This is a genomic window from Mesorhizobium sp. USDA 4775 (assembly GCF_054062655.1).
On the sequence record NZ_JBSSFM010000001.1, the window covers coordinates 61,743 to 77,622 of the forward strand.

Annotated in this window: 13 protein-coding genes and 1 pseudogene; 6 read left to right on the forward strand and 8 right to left on the reverse strand. The window is 64.2% G+C overall.

Translation table 11 applies throughout. The features are described 5' to 3' along the window. Positions 1-133: 133 nt before the first annotated feature. From ACVILI_RS00300 to ACVILI_RS00310, 3 genes and pseudogenes are all read left to right on the forward strand, one after another. Positions 134-883 (forward strand): electron transfer flavoprotein subunit beta/FixA family protein, encoded by a 750-nt coding sequence (locus ACVILI_RS00300; RefSeq protein WP_038649929.1) that lies wholly within the window; start codon positions 134-136, stop codon positions 881-883. 23 nt (positions 884-906) lie between these two features. Then, positions 907-1,837: pseudogene (locus tag ACVILI_RS00305) on the forward strand (electron transfer flavoprotein subunit alpha/FixB family protein). Between the two features lie 116 nt (positions 1,838-1,953). Next, complete coding sequence (locus ACVILI_RS00310) at positions 1,954-2,832, forward strand: 3-hydroxybutyryl-CoA dehydrogenase (RefSeq protein ID WP_015315562.1); 879 nt, start codon at positions 1,954-1,956, stop codon at positions 2,830-2,832. A 9-nt stretch (positions 2,833-2,841) separates the two neighbouring features. On the opposite strand, the gene ACVILI_RS00315 is transcribed toward ACVILI_RS00310, so the two are convergent. The 3 genes from ACVILI_RS00315 to ACVILI_RS00325 form a co-directional block, all read right to left on the reverse strand. After that, entirely contained in the window at positions 2,842-4,812 is a 1,971-nt protein-coding gene (locus ACVILI_RS00315) for a PAS domain S-box protein (protein ID WP_051726940.1), read from the reverse strand. A gap of 162 nt (positions 4,813-4,974) precedes the next feature. Continuing rightward, a complete protein-coding gene (locus ACVILI_RS00320; protein WP_038649931.1) occupies positions 4,975-5,613 on the reverse strand; it encodes an NrsF family protein in 639 nt (212 codons plus the stop codon). Position 5,614: 1 nt separating this feature from the next. Beyond that, the gene (locus tag ACVILI_RS00325) at positions 5,615-6,166 is read right to left on the reverse strand and encodes a sigma-70 family RNA polymerase sigma factor (RefSeq protein ID WP_038649932.1); all 552 of its coding nucleotides are present in this window, start codon (positions 6,164-6,166) and stop codon (positions 5,615-5,617) included. A gap of 316 nt (positions 6,167-6,482) precedes the next feature. Here ACVILI_RS00325 and ACVILI_RS00330 point away from each other — a divergent pair, with 316 nt between their 5' ends. The 3 genes from ACVILI_RS00330 to ACVILI_RS00340 all read left to right on the forward strand — a co-directional run bounded on the left by ACVILI_RS00330 (position 6,483) and on the right by ACVILI_RS00340 (position 10,325). Beyond that, complete coding sequence (locus ACVILI_RS00330; protein ID WP_038653408.1) at positions 6,483-7,490, forward strand: iron ABC transporter substrate-binding protein; 1,008 nt, start codon at positions 6,483-6,485, stop codon at positions 7,488-7,490. A 175-nt stretch (positions 7,491-7,665) separates the two neighbouring features. Next, the gene (locus ACVILI_RS00335) at positions 7,666-9,246 is read left to right on the forward strand and encodes an ABC transporter permease (RefSeq protein WP_064981695.1); all 1,581 of its coding nucleotides are present in this window, start codon (positions 7,666-7,668) and stop codon (positions 9,244-9,246) included. Then, a complete protein-coding gene (locus ACVILI_RS00340; RefSeq protein ID WP_019861393.1) occupies positions 9,243-10,325 on the forward strand; it encodes an ABC transporter ATP-binding protein in 1,083 nt (360 codons plus the stop codon). The genes ACVILI_RS00335 and ACVILI_RS00340 overlap by 4 nt, the downstream gene beginning before the upstream one ends. A gap of 30 nt (positions 10,326-10,355) precedes the next feature. On the opposite strand, the gene ACVILI_RS00345 is transcribed toward ACVILI_RS00340, so the two are convergent. The 5 genes from ACVILI_RS00345 to ACVILI_RS00365 form a co-directional block, all read right to left on the reverse strand. Continuing rightward, positions 10,356-11,165 (reverse strand): phosphodiesterase, encoded by an 810-nt coding sequence (locus ACVILI_RS00345; RefSeq protein WP_038653414.1) that lies wholly within the window; start codon positions 11,163-11,165, stop codon positions 10,356-10,358. 7 nt (positions 11,166-11,172) lie between these two features. After that, on the reverse strand, positions 11,173-12,273 hold the full coding sequence (locus ACVILI_RS00350) for a sn-glycerol-3-phosphate import ATP-binding protein UgpC (protein WP_038649933.1): 1,101 nt from the start codon (positions 12,271-12,273) through the stop codon (positions 11,173-11,175). A 10-nt stretch (positions 12,274-12,283) separates the two neighbouring features. Continuing rightward, entirely contained in the window at positions 12,284-13,198 is a 915-nt protein-coding gene (locus tag ACVILI_RS00355; RefSeq protein WP_038653417.1) for an ABC transporter permease subunit, read from the reverse strand. Between the two features lie 7 nt (positions 13,199-13,205). Further along, positions 13,206-14,090, reverse strand: coding sequence for a carbohydrate ABC transporter permease (locus tag ACVILI_RS00360; RefSeq protein WP_019861397.1), 885 nt, complete (start codon positions 14,088-14,090; stop codon positions 13,206-13,208). A 106-nt stretch (positions 14,091-14,196) separates the two neighbouring features. Then, positions 14,197-15,549, reverse strand: coding sequence for an extracellular solute-binding protein (locus ACVILI_RS00365; RefSeq protein WP_038649934.1), 1,353 nt, complete (start codon positions 15,547-15,549; stop codon positions 14,197-14,199). Between the last annotated feature and the right edge of the window lie 331 nt (positions 15,550-15,880).

Sequence of the window (15,880 nt, forward strand, 5' to 3'; positions counted from 1 at the left end):
GGCAAAGACCAGAATTTCCATCCGGCCAGAATTCCGTCTGGCCGGAATTCAGTCAGGAATGTCGGCTTTCGACAACTCAGAAGGGGCGCAAGCTGTTATAGCGCGCCCAACTAGCGTGAAGAGGTGACAGGCAATGAAGATCCTTGTGCCCGTGAAGCGGGTTGTGGATGCGAACGTCAAGGTTCGCGTGAAGGCCGACGGTTCGGCGGTGGAACTGGCCAACGTCAAGATGGCGATGAACCCGTTCGACGAGATCGCGGTGGAAGAGGCGATCCGGCTCAAGGAAGCCGGCAAGGCCGAAGAAATCATCGTCGTCTCTATCGGCCCGCAGCAGGCGCAGGAAACCTTGCGCACCGCGCTTGCCATGGGCGCCGACCGCGCCATCCTGGTCAAGACCGACGAGCAGACCGAGCCGCTCGGCGTCGCCAAGGTGCTGAAGGGTGTGGTCGATGCCGAACAGCCCGGCCTCGTCATCCTCGGCAAGCAGGCGATCGACGACGATTCGAACCAGACCGGCCAGATGCTGGCGGCCCTGCTCGGCTGGGCGCAAGGCACCTTCGCTTCCAAGGTGGTGCTCGACGGCGACAAGGCCAAGGTGACGCGCGAAGTCGACGGCGGCCTGCAGACGGTGGAACTGAAGATGCCGGCGATCGTCACCGCGGACCTTCGTCTCAACCAGCCGCGCTATGCCTCGCTGCCCAACATCATGAAGGCCAAGAAGAAGCAGCTCGACGAAAGGACCCCGGCCGACTACGGCGCCGACGTCAAGCCGCGCCTCAAGGTCATCAAGACCGAGGAGCCGGGCGGCCGCAAGGCGGGCGTCAAGGTCAAGAGCGTCGCCGAACTGGTCGACAAGCTCAAGAACGAAGCCGGCGTTTTGTAAGCGATCGGGAAAGGAACAGATAAATGGCAATTCTCCTCATCGCCGAACACGACAACGCCAGCCTCTCCGACCAGACCGCCAAGGCGCTTTCGGCGGCCCTGCAGATCGGCTCGGACGTGCATGTGCTGGTGGCCGGCAAGGGCGCCAAGGGTGCTGCGGACGCCGCGGCCAAGCTCAAGGGCGTCAGCAAAGTGCTGCTCGCCGAAGCCGACGAACTCGCCGAGCGTCTCGCCGAACCGACGGCAGCCCTCGTCGTGTCGCTCGCCGGCGGTTACGACACCATCATCGCGCCAGCGACCTCGTCGGGCAAGAACGTCGCGCCGCGCGTCGCCGCCCTGCTCGATGTCGCGCAGGTGTCCGAGATCATCGAAGTGGTCTCACCGGATACGTTCAAGCGGCCGATCTATGCCGGCAACGCCATCCAGACCGTGCAGTCGACCGACGCCAAGAAGGTCATCACCGTGCGCACCGCCTCCTTCCAGGCAGCGCCCGAGGGTGGCTCGGCCGCGGTTGAGACTGTCAAGGCAGCGGCCAATCCCGGCCTGTCCACCTTCGTCGAGAACAAGCTGTCGGAGACCGACCGTCCGGAACTGACCTCGGCCAAGATCATCATCTCCGGCGGCCGCGCGCTCGGCTCCTCGGAGAAGTTCCAGGAGGTCATCCTGCCGGTCGCCGACAAGCTCGGTGCGGCGGTCGGCGCTTCGCGCGCCGCGGTCGATGCCGGCTATGCGCCGAACGACTGGCAGGTCGGCCAGACCGGCAAGGTGGTCGCTCCGGACCTCTACATCGCCGTCGGCATTTCCGGCGCCATCCAGCATCTCGCCGGCATGAAGGATTCCAAGGTCATCGTCGCCATCAACAAGGACGAGGAGGCCCCCGATCTTCCAGGTTGCCGACTACGGCCTCGTCGGCGATCTCTTCGTCATTCTGCCGGAGTTGCAGAAGGCGCTTTGACGCTCTCTGGCAAAGCGTATTAAATGCTTGGGGTGGGGTAGACGAAGTCGCCCCGCCCTTTTAGTTTGCACCGCACAAAAAGCAGGCTGCAAAAGCCTTTGGACGGGATCGGTGTAATGAGCAAGATCGAGACGATCGGCATCATCGGCGCAGGCCAGATGGGTGGGGGTATCGCCCATGTCTCCGCGCTATCGGGCTACAAGGTGCTGATCTACGATATTTCGCCCGACCGCATTGAAAAGGGCATCGCCACCATCAGCGGCAACATGGCCCGCCAGGTAGGCTCGGGCAAGCTCGACGAGAAGCTGCGCAACCAGGCGATGGCGCGCATTGCCTCCGCGCCGACGATGGCCGATCTCGCCGGCGCCGATCTGGTGATCGAGGCGGCGACAGAGGACGAGACGGTCAAGCGCAAGATCTACGCGCAGCTCTGCCCGCAGCTCAATCCCGAAGCCATACTGGCGACCAACACCTCGTCAATCTCGATCACGCGGCTCGCCGCACAGACCGACCGGCCCGAGCGCTTCATCGGCATACATTTCATGAACCCGGTGCCGCTGATGAAGCTGGTCGAGCTGGTGCGCGGCATCGCCACCGAGGACCAGACCTTCGAGGCGGCCAAGACCTATGTGAAGCAGCTCGACAAGACGATCACGGTCTCGGAGGATTTCCCGGCCTTCATCGTCAACCGCATCCTGCTGCCGATGATCAACGAGGCGATCTACACGCTCTATGAGGGTGTCGGCTCGGTCGACGCCATCGACACGGCCATGCGGCTTGGCGCCAACCATCCGATGGGACCGCTGCAGCTGGCCGATTTCATCGGCCTCGACACCTGCCTGTCGATCATGCAGGTGCTGCATGACGGCCTGTCGGATTCGAAGTATCGCCCCTGCCCGCTGCTGGTCAAATATGTCGAAGCCGGCTGGCTAGGCCGCAAGACCGGGCGCGGTTTCTACGATTATCGCGGCGAGCACCCCGTTCCGACGCGCTGACGCGTGCGTTCACGACGCCGCGGCAAGCGGCGCGGCCGGCTCCGACTTGTCGCCGGCGACCGTGCTGTCGGGCGCCATGCGAACGCATCCGCGGCCGGCCGCCTTGGCCGCGTAGCAGGCAGCGTCGGCCCTTGCGATGATCTCGTCGGCCTCACCGCAATTGGCGTTGACTGCAGCCACACCTATGCTGGCGCCGATGGCATGCGGCCGGCCATCCCAGGTGAAGTTCAAGCCCGTTATCGCATCGATGATGGAGCGCGCCGCGATCCTGGCGCCGGCGGTCGAGCCCGATTTCAGGACGACCGCGAATTCGTCGCCGCCGAGGCGCGCGACGATGTCTTCAGGCCCCAGTACGCCACGCACGGCCTGTGCGACCCGCTTCAGCAAGGCGTCTCCGGCGGCGTGACCTCCGGTGTCGTTGACCAGCTTGAAATGGTCGAGGTCGATGAACATGAACTGATGGCGGCTGCTGCCAGCCCCGGCGGCATCCTTGCGGGCCTGATCGACCAGCTCCTCCATGGTGCGGATGAAGCTCGAGCGATTGGCAAGGCCGGTCAGCGCATCATGCGCGGCGGCGTGGGCAAGCTGGCGCTGCAGGGCGCGTGCATCGGTAAAATCCTGGAAGACGATGACCAGCCCGCAGAATTCGTTGCGCTCGTTCATGATCGGCGACACGACCTGACGGATACTGCAGCGTGTGTCGTCGCGGCGGACCAGCACGGCGCGGCTGTTGTGGTCGGAGGGCGTCTCCGCACCGATCGCCGGCCGTGTCACGCCGATCCTTTGTCCCGTCTCCTCGTCCACCGCCCAATAGACATGACCGAGCGTCTTGCCGAGAGCCGCCTCCCCCGAGACGCCGGTCAGCTTCTCGGCAACCGGATTCATGAAGGTGACGCGGTTCGCCGCATCGGTACAGATGACGGCATCGCCGATCGACTGCAGCGTCACCCGGAGCCGCTCCTTCTCGTCGGCCAGCATTGCCGCCGATACCGTCAGGCGCTCTTCGGCCTCCTTGCGCCGGGTGATGTCGGTCAGGCTGCCGATGGCCCTGATCAGACGCCCCTCCCCGTCGCGCTCTATGGCCTTGCCGCGGTCGAGTATCCAGATCCAGCGGCCGTCCTTGTGACGCATCCTGAACTCGGCCTCGAAGAACTCTGTCTGGCCATCGAGATGGGCGCGATCCGCCTCGGCGACGGTTTCGCGGTCGTCGGGATGGATCATCGTCAGCCAACGATCGGGGTCGCCATCGAGTTCGCCATCCGCATAACCCAGCATCTTGACCCAGGTCGCGGAGTAGGTCGTGCCGCCTTTGCGGATGTCGAGATCCCAGACGCCCTGGCCGGCGCCGGCAAGCGCGAAATTCCAGCGCGTTTCGGCCTCGGCGATGCGCGCCTCGGCCTGTTTGCGCGCGTCGATGTCCTCGATCTGTGAAACGAGATAGAGCGGGCGGCCGCTCTTCTCCTCTCGAATGACGGAGCCGGCGAGATGGCCCCAGACGGGTGTGCCGTCCTTCTTGAGGTAACGCTTCTCGAACTGGAAGGCGTTGACCGTGCCAGCCTTGATGCCTTCCATGGTTTCCCGCCCGACATGCAGGTCGTCGGGGTGCGTGATCTGGAAAAAGGTCAGCGCCTCGATCTCTTCGCGGCTGTAGCCGAGCATCGAGGCGAACGCCGGATTGGTCTGCACAATGCGCCCATCGAGGCTGACGACGGCGATGCCGATTGCCGAGTCCTCCATCGCCCGGCGGAAGCGCTGCTCGCTCTCCGCGATCTGCCGCCGATCTTTCGAGATGCGGCCGATGAAAAGACAGGCGAAGAAAAGCGCGCCGATTGTCAACGCGACCGACACTTGAAGGCAAAATCTGAGCGCTTCAGCGCCAAGGTCCAGCCTCGACAGCAGGGCCGAGGCCGAGGCGACGCCGGCCACGAGCAACGCCGGCGTTGCATGTTTGTCGAGCCTGATCGGTCCTCGTAGTATCACGATCCGTGCCACCCCCGTGGGCACTCGCTTTTTCCCGTTAAAACCCTGGAGGATCGATTTTAAGGAAAGGTTGCGTAGGGGGACCGCGATATGCTCAACCGGCAAACAATCGCCGGCATGATTAAGGATCGGTGTGCACGGGATGTGGCCGCTTCTATCCTGCTACCAGCGCACGAAAAACCGACCGCCGAGCGCGCCGAGCAAGGCGAGAATCGCGATCGCGATCGTGTACCAGGTAGCGACGAAAAGCGGCGAATCGTCGAAACAGTGCGCGGCATAGAAGGTCGCCGCCAGCCCGCCGGCGAGCAGCCCGGCCACCGCGCCGGCAAGCACCGGCCGCGTCGGCGCGCCATAGCGCAGCATCCACAGGAAGATGGCCAGCGGGCCGATGCCCATCAGCGGGATGAAGCCCATGCAGATCATCATGTTGGAGCCGATCATCCTGGTGCCCCACAACGCCTCCGGCACCATGAGGAGTTCCAGAACCACCGCCACGGCCACCAGCAGAGGGGCCGCGGCCATCCAGGCCACGGCCCTGGCCGTTGAGGCGCCCGGTGTCGACAGCGCCCGTATCAGGCCGAAGGCGGTGACGGCAAGCACGATGGTGAAGACGAATTTGGACAAGAAGCGCATCGTGTGCGCGGCCACCATGAAGTCGGGGCGCGGGCCGATCGTCAGCAGGAAAACGACTGCCGCGATGACAATGGCCGCGCCAGCCGCCAGCCACCAGGCCGAGCGCAGCGGCATCGCCTTGCTGCTTGCATCGGCGTCGAGCGCCTTGATGAGATCCTCGGTCCTCATGTCATTCCCGCCCGAATCGCCCCTGCCCGAATCGCTTGGCTATGGCGGCTAGCCCGCGATGCAGCGACACACGCACCGCCGTCTCGCTGATGCCGAACTTCGCCGCCGTCTCGCCGATCGAGCGGCCTTCCACGGATACGGCCGAAACCACCGAACGCTGTGCCGGCGGCAGCCCGTCCAGGGCCCTGTTGATGTCGCGCTCGCTGACGGTTTCGGTTTCCGGTTCGGCGAAGGTCTCGGCGATTTCGTCGACATCGATTTCGATGCGCCGACCGCGCCGCCGGAACGCATCGATCAGCTTGAAGCGGGCGATCGCATAGATCCACGGCAGCACCGGCGCGTCCTGGCGCCAGGTATGCCGTTTCACATGAATGGCCAGCAAGGTTTCCTGCACGACATCCTCGGGATCGACTCCGCCCTGCACGATCTTGCGCCGGACAAAGCCGCGCACCAGCGCGGCAATCCGGTGCAGAAAGTCGGCATAGGCCTTTTCATCTCCGGCGATCGCGGCCCGCAACAGCCGGGAAAGCTCGGCCTCGTCCTTGCCGCTCACAAGAGTTCACTCCCCCGATTTTCGTGCCTCGGCACTGATTTGTTACGTGGCCGGCGAAATAATGTCCAAGCCAAACTACGGGCAAATCACGAAAGTTTGCAGGCCCTGGAGGCTCAGCCCAGACCGGACGACCTGATGGGCCTTGCTCATACGTCTTGCGAAAACCGTCGGTCCGGGATGCCATCACATGGATTGTCCGCCTCGCGCCGCTCTTTGTGCCTCAGCGACCGATTGAAGCAGACCAAAAATGTTGACTATTCGTGTCATGTATCGATAGGTGCAGCATGCCAAGACCAACGAAAGCAAGGATGACGCCATGAGATACACCCTTTCCGCCCTTGTCAGCGCCGCCGCACTTGCAATCGGCCTGGCCGCCGGTCCGGCGACGGCCGAGGATGCCGGCATCATCGTCTACAACGCCCAGCACGAGAGCCTGGCCAAGGAATGGGCCGAAGGTTTCACCAAGGAGACCGGCATCAAGGTCACGCTGCGCAATGGCGGCGACAGCGACTTCTCCAACCAGATCGTAGCCGAGGGGGCCGCCTCGCCCGCCGACGTGTTCCTGACGGAGAATTCGCCCGCCATGGTGCTGGTCGAGAATGCCGGTCTGTTCGCGCCCGTCGATGCCGACACGCTGGCACAGGTGCCGCAGGACTATCAGGCGACCAGCGGCAAATGGGTGGGCGTGGCCGCGCGCAGCACCGTCTTTGCCTACAACACGACCAAGCTCAAGGCCGAGCAGATGCCGAAGTCGCTGCTCGACCTCGCCGATCCGAGCTGGAAGGGCCGCTGGGCGGCCTCGCCCTCGGGGGCCGATTTCCAGGCCATCGTCAGCGCGCTGCTGCAACTCAAGGGCGAGGCCGCCACGGCGGACTGGCTGAAGGCGATGAAGGAGAATTTCACCGCCTACAAGGGCAACAGCACGGTGATGAAGGCGGTCAACGCCGGCGAGATCGACGGCGGGGTGATCTACCACTATTACTACTTCGGCGATCAGGCCAAGACCGGCGAGAACAGCAAGAACGTCGCGCTGCACTATTTCAAGAACCAGGATCCGGGCGCTTTCGTCTCGGTCTCGGGTGGCGGCGTGCTCGCCTCGAGCAAGCATCAGAAGGAAGCCCAGGCCTTCCTGAAATGGGTGACCGGCAAGGGCGGCCAGGATGTGCTGAAGAACGGAAACTCCTTCGAATACGCTGTCGGCAAGGGTGCCGAGTCCAGCCCGAAGCTCGTTCCGCTGGCCGACCTGCAGGCACCTAAGGTCGACGCCACGACGCTGAACTCCAAGAAGGTCTCCGACCTGATGACGGCAGCCGGCTTGCTTTAGTTGTCGTTCGTCCTAATAAGGACTAACCGACCGTGCTCCCGTGGGAATCCACCTTCCGCGGGAGCGTTTTGTTTTCGAGATGGCATTCGTCGATGACGACACGCTGCGTTCCTGACCTCCGAGAGTGGTCCCTCGATTGCCGGCATACCGCCGCAACCGTGGGGCGTCCGAGCTGATGCAGTCCGCCGTCGATCTCGGGCGCGCCGGCCTGCCGTCGAAGATGCGCCGGATGTCGCAGCGGCGGGCGCCCCCTTGGCTTGTCACCGCCGCCGTTCTCGTCGCGCTGTTCGCCCTTTTGCCGCTCGCCTTCATCATCTGGATCGCGGTGCAGACTGGCTGGGAGACTGTGTCGGCGCTGGTCTTCCGGCCGCGCGTCGGGGAACTGCTGGTCAACACCACGCTGCTGGTGCTGCTGACCGTGCCGATCGCCATCATACTGTCTGTGGCGCTGGCCTGGCTGACCGAGCGCAGCGACTTGCCAGGCGCAAGGCTGTGGGCCTGGCTGTGCGTGGCGCCGCTCGCCATCCCCGCTTTCGTGCACTCCTATGCCTGGATCACCATGGTGCCCGGCCTGCATGGCCTGTGGGCCGGCGTGCTGGTGTCGGTGATCGCCTATTTTCCCTTCCTCTATCTGCCCATATCGGCAGCGCTGCGCCGTCTCGATCCAGCCCTGGAGGACGCGGCCGCCGCCCTTGGCCTTGGGCCCTGGCGCATCTTCTGGCGAGTCGTGATGCCGCAGCTCAGGCTCGCCATCTGCGGCGGCTCGCTGCTGGTCGGACTGCATCTGCTGGCCGAATACGGCCTCTATGTCTTCATCCGCTTCGACACCTTCACCACGGCGATCGTCGACCAGTTCCAATCGACCTTCAACGGACCGGCCGCCAACATGTTGGCCGGCGTGCTGGTGACCTGCTGCTTCGTGCTTCTGGGCCTCGAAGTGCTGGTGCGCGGCGAAGAGCGTTATGCCCGTGTCGGTTCCGGCGCGGCGCGTTCCCAGCAGCGCACGAACCTCGGCCGCGCCACCATCCCAAGCCTGGCCTTGCTGGTGGTCACCACGCTGCTGGCGCTCGGCGTGCCGTTCGTCACCATCGGCCGCTGGCTCATCGCCGGCGGCGCCGAGGTCTGGCGTCTCGACGAGATTGGCCTGGCGCTCGGCCAGACGCTGTTCCTGGCGCTTGCCGGGGCACTGCTTGCCACTGTCGCCGCCATGCCGATGGCCTGGATCTCGATCCGCGCGCCGGGACCGCTGCAGCGCCTGCTGGAGGGTTGCAACTACATCGTCGGCTCGCTACCGGGTGTCGTCATCGCGCTGGCGCTGGTCACCATCACCGTGCGCATTGCGCTTCCGCTCTATCAGACGCTGTTCACCATCCTGGTCGCCTATGCCCTCATGTTCCTGCCGCGTGCCCTGGTCAGCCTGCGCGCCTCGATCGCCCAGGCGCCGGTCGAGCTCGAGCGCGCCGCGTCCAGCCTCGGCAGGCGGCCGCTCAACGCGCTGTGGTCGACGACCATCCGCCTGTCGGCGCCAGGTGCGGCGGCCGGCATGGCGCTGGTGGCGCTCGGCATCATGAACGAACTGACAGCGACCCAGATGCTGGCGCCGAACGGCACGCGCACGCTGGCGATGGCGTTCTGGTCCTACAGCGGCGAGATCGACTACGCCTCGGCGGCCCCTTACGCCTTCATCATGGTGGCGATGTCGCTGCCGCTGACCTGGGTGCTCTATGTCCAGTCGAAACGGATGGCCGGACGATGAGCTTTCTCGAAATCAAAGGCTTGCACAAGCATTACGGCCCGGTCGCCGCACTGGCCGGCGTCGACCTCGATGTCGCCAGCGGCAGCCGCACCGCGATCGTCGGCCCCTCCGGCTGCGGCAAGACCACCTTGCTGCGGCTGATCGCCGGTTTCGAGGCACCGGACCAGGGCCGCATCGTGCTCGACGGCGAGGTGCTGGCCAATGGCGGCGCCGCCATCCCGGCGCATCGCCGCGGCATCGGCGTGGTGGCGCAGGACGGCGCCCTGTTCCCGCATCTGACCATCAGCGACAATATCGGTTTCGGCATGGGCCGCGGCGATGACAAACGCGCCGAGCGCATCGTCGAGTTGGCCTACATCGTCGGGCTGGACAAGGCGATCCTCAAGCGCCGCCCGCACGAACTTTCCGGCGGCCAGCAGCAGCGCGTGGCGCTCGCCCGCGCCATGGCGATGAAGCCGCGGCTGATGCTGCTCGACGAGCCGTTCTCGGCGCTCGACACCGCCCTGCGCGCCTCGATGCGCAAGGCGGTGGCCGAACTTCTGGAGGCGGCCGGCATCACCACCATCCTGGTGACCCACGACCAGGCCGAAGCACTGTCCTTCGCTGCCCAGGTGGCGGTGATGCGCGACGGCAAATTCTCGCAGGTCGGCACGCCGCGCGATCTCTATCTCAAGCCGAAGGACAGGATGATCGCCGAATTCCTCGGCGACGCCATCATCCTGCCGGCGAGCATCTCGGGCGGCTTCGCCAACTCGCCGCTCGGCCGCATCGCCGTCGACACAAATGACAGCCGCGATGTCGCCCGCATCATGCTGCGGCCGGAGCAGATCGGGCTGAAGCGCACGTCGCGCGAAGGCATGTCGGGCACCCCCGACATGCTGTTTGGCGAGGTGACAGAATCGGAATTCGCCGGCTCGACATGCACGATCGCGGTGCGGCTCCTGAACAATTTCGATCCACCGGACGCCGCCGCTATCGGCAACACGCCGCTGATCCTGCGCAAATCCGGCATGGACGCACCAGCAGTCGGCGAGATCGTCCGGCTGACCGTGTCGGGAAAGGCGCATGTCTTCGTCTAGGCGACCGAGGGCCGGCGTCCGGCGCGCAGTTCACGCTGTGATGCGTTCGCCGGTTTCGGCTGAATAGATCGGCCAGCGCTCGAGAAAATCACAGCCATGCACGACCACCCGCTCATTGGCGCTGTCGACAAGGATGACGGCGTAGGAGGGCGGCGCCTGCTCGACAATTTCACTCGACCGGTCAAGCGCAAGTTCGAAGCGGGCATGCAGGCCGCGCTGCGCCGAGAACGGAATCCCGGCGACGGTGCCGGCGATGTCGCGATGAACGTGGCCGAAGAAGATATGGCGGACGTTGCCGTGGCGCCTCAGCAGACTGAGCAACCGCTCGGGCTGTTCAAGCGCCAACGGATCGAGCTGCGGCAGGCCGAGCGCGACCGGCGGATGGTGCAGGAAGACGTAGGCGGCCCTGCCGGCTGATTGGTCCAGCCGGGCTTCGAGCCAGGCAAGCCGCCTTTCGCACAATTCGCCTTCGATGCGCCCTTCCGCCAGGCAATCGAGGAACAGCAACACTTCGTTGCCGGTGTCATGGACCGACTGCACAAAGCCGTTCTCGTCGACCGGATTTTCCGGGAACGCCGCGACGAGATTGGCCCGCCCGTCATGGTTGCCGGGCAGCAGCCTGTACGGTATCGACAGCGCGCTCAGCGCCGCGCGCAGATCGGCATAGCTCTGCGGCGCGCCGGTCTCGGTCAGGTCCCCGGTGAACACACAAAGGGCGCCGTCGGCGTGATGCGCATTGATATGCGCGATGCAGGATGCCAGCCTTTGATGCAGGTCCGCGCCATAGCGGCGCTCGCCTTGCCGGCCAAGATGCACGTCGGTGACCTGGATGATCTTCATCATGCTTTCAGAGCGCCGGCTCGGGCACGGACGCCTTGAAGACATCAAGGCGGGCTCCCGTCTCCGACGAGAAGAAATGCATGTCGTCCGGCGAAATCTTCAGGCCGACCTGGCTGCCGGGCTCGGGGTGGACGGCCTCCGACGTCATCACTGAAAACGGTGCGCCGTCGAGATCGACATAGATGACCCGGCCCGCCCCCAGTTCCTCGACGAGATCGACGGTGGCGTAGAGCGCGCCGGCCGTGCCGGGCGCCACCAGCCGGACGGCCTCGGGCCGGATGCCCATCGCGACCTTGGTGCCGACCGGCAGGCCGGTGCGTGCCATGGCCAGGCGCCGGCTGCCGCCGAGCAGCGACAGCCCATCGAGCTCGACTGTGCCTTCCAGAATGTTCATGGCCGGCGCGCCGACGAAGGTGGCGACGAAGCGGCTGGCCGGGCGGGTATAGATTTCACCCGGCGTGCCGACCTGCTCGACGCGTCCGCCATTCATCACCACCAGCCGGTCGGCCAGCGTCATCGCCTCGACCTGGTCGTGGGTGACGAAGACCGAAGTGGCGTTCAGCCGGCGATGCAGCTTGCGGATTTCCGAGCGCATCTGCACGCGCAGCTTGGCATCGAGGTTGGACAGCGGCTCGTCGAACAAGAACACCTTCGGTTCGCGGATCATGGCGCGGCCCATAGCGACGCGCTGCCTCTGGCCGCCGGAAAGCGCCATCGGCTTGCGGTCGAGCAGGTGTTCGAGCTCCAGCGTGCGGGCGACCGCCTGGATGCGCTGCTGGCGCTCGGCCGAGGGAACGCCGGCGACCTTGAGCGAATAGCCGATGTTCTGCGAAACACTCATGTGCGGATAGAGCGCGTAGTTCTGGAACACCATGGCGCAGCCGCGCTCGCGGGGTTCGAGTTTGTTGACCACCGTGCCGTCGATCGCGATCTCGCCGTCGGAAATCTCCTCCAGCCCGGCGATCATCCTGAGCAGCGTGGACTTGCCGCAGCCGGACGGTCCCAGGATGACGACGAATTCGCCCGAGGCGAAGTCGAGGTCGACGCCGTGCACGACCTGCGTCTTGGCATAGTTCTTCTTGACGCTGCGTATTGTGATGGAGGCCATTTTTGTCTCCTTATTTCTCGGTGGCGATCAGGCCGCGCACGAACCAGCGCTGCATCAGCACCACGACGATCAGAGGCGGCAGCATGACGATCAGCGTCCCGGCCATGGCAATGTGCCATTCGGGCGCGCCGCCGACATTTGGGATGAGCTGCTTGAGCTCAGTTACCGCTGTGGCATGCGACTGGTCGGTGGTGATCAGCAGCGGCCACAGATACTGGTTCCACGCCCACAGGAACATGATGGTGCCGAGCGCAGCCATGTTGTTGCGCGACAGCGGCAGCAGGATATCGATGAAGAAGCGCAGCGCCCCAGCGCCGTCCATGCGCGCGGCCTCGGTCAGCTCGTCGGGAACGGTCAGGAAGAACTGCCGGTAGAGGAAGGTGCCGGTGGCGGTGGCGATCAGCGGCAGGATCAGGCCGGGATAGGAATTGAGCATCCCCAGGTTGAGCGCGACATGCACGCCCGAAACCTTCTCGATCAGCCAGGATAGGCCGGCCAGATCCAAGATCGTCTGGTAGGGTTCGAGCACGTTGGCGACGACCGCATAGGTCGGCACGATGCGCACTTCGAGCGGCAGCATCAGCGTGATGAAGATCAGCCAGAAGATGAAGGTGCGGCCGGGATAGCGGAAGTAGACGATCGAGAAGGCGGTGAGCGCCGAGATGATCACTTTGCCGGCGGCGACGCCGGTCGCCATGATGAAGCTGTTGAGCAGCTTGGGACCGAGATCGGCGGTCGTCCAGGCGGTCTTGATGTTGACCCAGAAGTCGCTGCCCGGCAGCAGCGACATCGGCACATCATTGACATCCTTGAGGTTGTGCGATGCCGCGATCGCTACGACCACGAACGGCGCGATGCAAAAGACGAAGCCGATGAGCAGGATCAGATGCGTGAAGAAATTGAGGACCGGGGTGCGCTCGACCATATCCATTTCACCTGTAGTGTACGCGCCGCTCGATGAAGCGGAACTGGAAGATGGTGAGCACGACGATGAGCAGCATCAGGATGATGCTCTGCGCGGCGGCGCCTGAATAATCGAGGCCTTTGAAGCCGTCGGAATAGATCTTGTAGACCATCAGATTGGTGGCGTTGGCCGGACCGCCTGATGTCATGATGTCGACGATGCCGAAGGAGTCCTGAAAACTCTCGGTGATGTTGATGACCAGCAGGAAGAAGATGGTCGGCGTGATCAGCGGGAACTGTATGTCCCAGAAACGCCTGATGACGCCGGAACCGTCCATCGCAGCGGCCTCGATCAGCGAGCGCGGGATGGCCTGGAACGCGGCAAGGAAGAAGATGAAGTTGTAGCCGACATATTTCCAGGAAAAGGCGACGATGATCGAAGCCATGGCGTCGGCGCCGTCGAGGCCGGGGTCCCAGAAGCCCGGCCAGATCTGGTTGACCACGGCCATGAACCCTGCCTCCGGCGCCAGGATGAAGCGGAACGCCAGCGCCAGCGCGGGCGCTGCGATGCCGTAGGGCCAGATCAGCACCACGCGATAGAGGCGTGAGCCGGCGAGCTGCCGGTCGGTCAAGGCGGCGAGCACCAGCGCGATGAACATTGCAAGACCGGTGCTGACGCCGGCAAAGACAAGGCTGGCGTTGATCGAGTTCCAGTAGTCGGCGTTGGACAGGATCGAGCGGAAATTGTCGAGCCCGACCCAGATGTTGCCGCCGCCCCAAGGCTGCTGCAGCGTCAGCGACCAGTACACGGCCTGGCCGGCCGGCCAGTAGAAGAACGTGAAGATCAGGAGGAGCTGCGGCACCGCGAAAAGGATGCCGATCGTCCATTTGCCGAAAGTGACGCGTTTTTCCATCGATCCGCCGATGCCGTTGAACCGTCAGCCCGCCTTCTCAGCGGGAGACTAAATATGAAATAGCCGCCCGTCGAATCCCGACGGGCGGCCGTTCCGCAATCGGAGATCAGGGCAGGGTCTTGCCCGGATAGGTCTGCTGGAAGCGGTCGAGGATGGCGTCGCCATTCTTGACCAGCGTGTCGAGGCCTTCCTGGACGCTGACCTTGTTGGCGAAGATCGCTTGCATCTGCGTGCCGAACTCGGCGCGGATCTGCGTGAAATTGCCCAGCCGGATGCCGCGGGTGACTTCGGTCGGCTCCGACGCGGTCAGGCTGGCGATGGCGACTTCACGGCCCTTGTAGGGCGCCTTGTCGTAGAAGCCCTGGCCCTTCATGTAGTCGAAGCCCGACTTCGTCACCGGGATGTAGCCGGTGTTGGTCGACCAGAACAGCGCGGTCTTGGGATCATGGATGAAATTCAGGAAGGCGGCAGCGCCCTTGTATTCGGCATCCGACTTGCCGGAGAGCACCCACAGCGAAGCGCCGCCGACCAGCGAATTCTTGCGCTCGGTGCCGGCATAGACCGGCAGTTCGGCGACATCCCACTTCATGCCTTCCTTCTGGGTCCTGCCGACCGTGCCGTGGTCGCCGACCGAGGTCAGGATGACCTGGCAGGTACCCGAAGCGAAGGCCTGCACCATGTCCTGGCCGAGATCCTTGGACTTGATCTTGATCAGGCCGGCGTCATACCACTTCTTGAGGTCGGTGACGTATTGGACGAACTTGGTCTTGTTGACTTCGAGACGCGCGTCGAGACCGTCATAACCATTGTTCTTGGTGGCGATCGGCTGGTTGTGAAGCGCCGAGAACTGCTCCATCAGCTGCCAGCTTTCATTGGCCGAGATGTTGATCGCCATCGGGCACTCGTAGCCCGCGTCCTTCAACGCCTTAAGGTCGGTGCCGACATCTTCCCAGGTCTTGGGCGCTTCGGTCTTGCCGATCTTGGCGAAGGCGTCCTTGTTCCAGTACATCAGCGGGGTCGAGGAATTGAACGGGAAGGACAGCATCTCGCCCTTCGACGTGGCGTAGTAGCGCGCAATGCCGGGGAAATAGTCGGCGTAGTCGATCTTGTAGCCGTTTTCTTCCATCAGCTTGTCGGCGGGCTTGTAGGCGCCCGACAGCATCATGGTGGCGGTGCCGACATCGTAGACCTGGACGACAGCCGGCTGCTTGCCGGCGCGGAAGGCCGCGATGGTGTTCTGCAGCGTGGCGTCGTAATTGCCCTGGCTGGTGCAGACGACTTCATAGCCCTTCTGCGAGGCGTTGAAGTTCTTGCACAGCGTGTCGACGACACGGGCAAGGTCGCCCGACAGGCCGAACCAGAAGTCGAATTTTACCGGTTCTGCAGAAGCAGGCATCGCCAGCGCGGTGCTGAGCGCACCAGCGGCAAGGGCAGCAAAGCCCCGCTTGATCATGGTCATGGTTTTCCCTCTCGAGTGGCTGGTGACAAGGGTCTTGCGCAAGTCCTTGCCCGCTCTCTTAGAGAAGGTATGTGACAGTTCTGTTGTGGCTCCCCGGCCTTTACACAGCTGCCCGTTCCTCTCCCTCGGCGGCTTGGCCGGCATCGAAACGCACCGGCATTTTTGTAGCTAGGGCGACTGTCGACGAGGTAAAGACCACATCGGCCGTTATGATTATCCGGCTAAAGGGACGATGGAATGCAGATGCGGCAACGGCACGAATGCGCCGGGGCCGGGACAGCACGCGCCGAAGGCAGGGCCACGATGGGCTGTTCTTCCGGCGGCGCTGCCC

What these genes read in the sequence shown, in the direction of transcription:
- ACVILI_RS00300 (WP_038649929.1), top strand. Translation starts at nt 134, where the DNA reads ATGAAGATCCTTGTGCCCGTGAAGCGGGTTGTGGATGCGAACGTCAAG.
- ACVILI_RS00310 (WP_015315562.1), top strand. Translation starts at nt 1,954, where the DNA reads ATGAGCAAGATCGAGACGATCGGCATCATCGGCGCAGGCCAGATGGGT.
- ACVILI_RS00320 (WP_038649931.1), bottom strand. Translation starts at nt 5,613, where the DNA reads ATGAGGACCGAGGATCTCATCAAGGCGCTCGACGCCGATGCAAGCAGC.
- ACVILI_RS00330 (WP_038653408.1), top strand. Translation starts at nt 6,483, where the DNA reads ATGAGATACACCCTTTCCGCCCTTGTCAGCGCCGCCGCACTTGCAATC.
- ACVILI_RS00335 (WP_064981695.1), top strand. Translation starts at nt 7,666, where the DNA reads ATGCAGTCCGCCGTCGATCTCGGGCGCGCCGGCCTGCCGTCGAAGATG.
- ACVILI_RS00340 (WP_019861393.1), top strand. Translation starts at nt 9,243, where the DNA reads ATGAGCTTTCTCGAAATCAAAGGCTTGCACAAGCATTACGGCCCGGTC.
- ACVILI_RS00345 (WP_038653414.1), bottom strand. Translation starts at nt 11,165, where the DNA reads ATGAAGATCATCCAGGTCACCGACGTGCATCTTGGCCGGCAAGGCGAG.
- ACVILI_RS00350 (WP_038649933.1), bottom strand. Translation starts at nt 12,273, where the DNA reads ATGGCCTCCATCACAATACGCAGCGTCAAGAAGAACTATGCCAAGACG.
- ACVILI_RS00355 (WP_038653417.1), bottom strand. Translation starts at nt 13,198, where the DNA reads ATGGTCGAGCGCACCCCGGTCCTCAATTTCTTCACGCATCTGATCCTG.
- ACVILI_RS00360 (WP_019861397.1), bottom strand. Translation starts at nt 14,090, where the DNA reads ATGGAAAAACGCGTCACTTTCGGCAAATGGACGATCGGCATCCTTTTC.
- ACVILI_RS00365 (WP_038649934.1), bottom strand. Translation starts at nt 15,549, where the DNA reads ATGACCATGATCAAGCGGGGCTTTGCTGCCCTTGCCGCTGGTGCGCTC.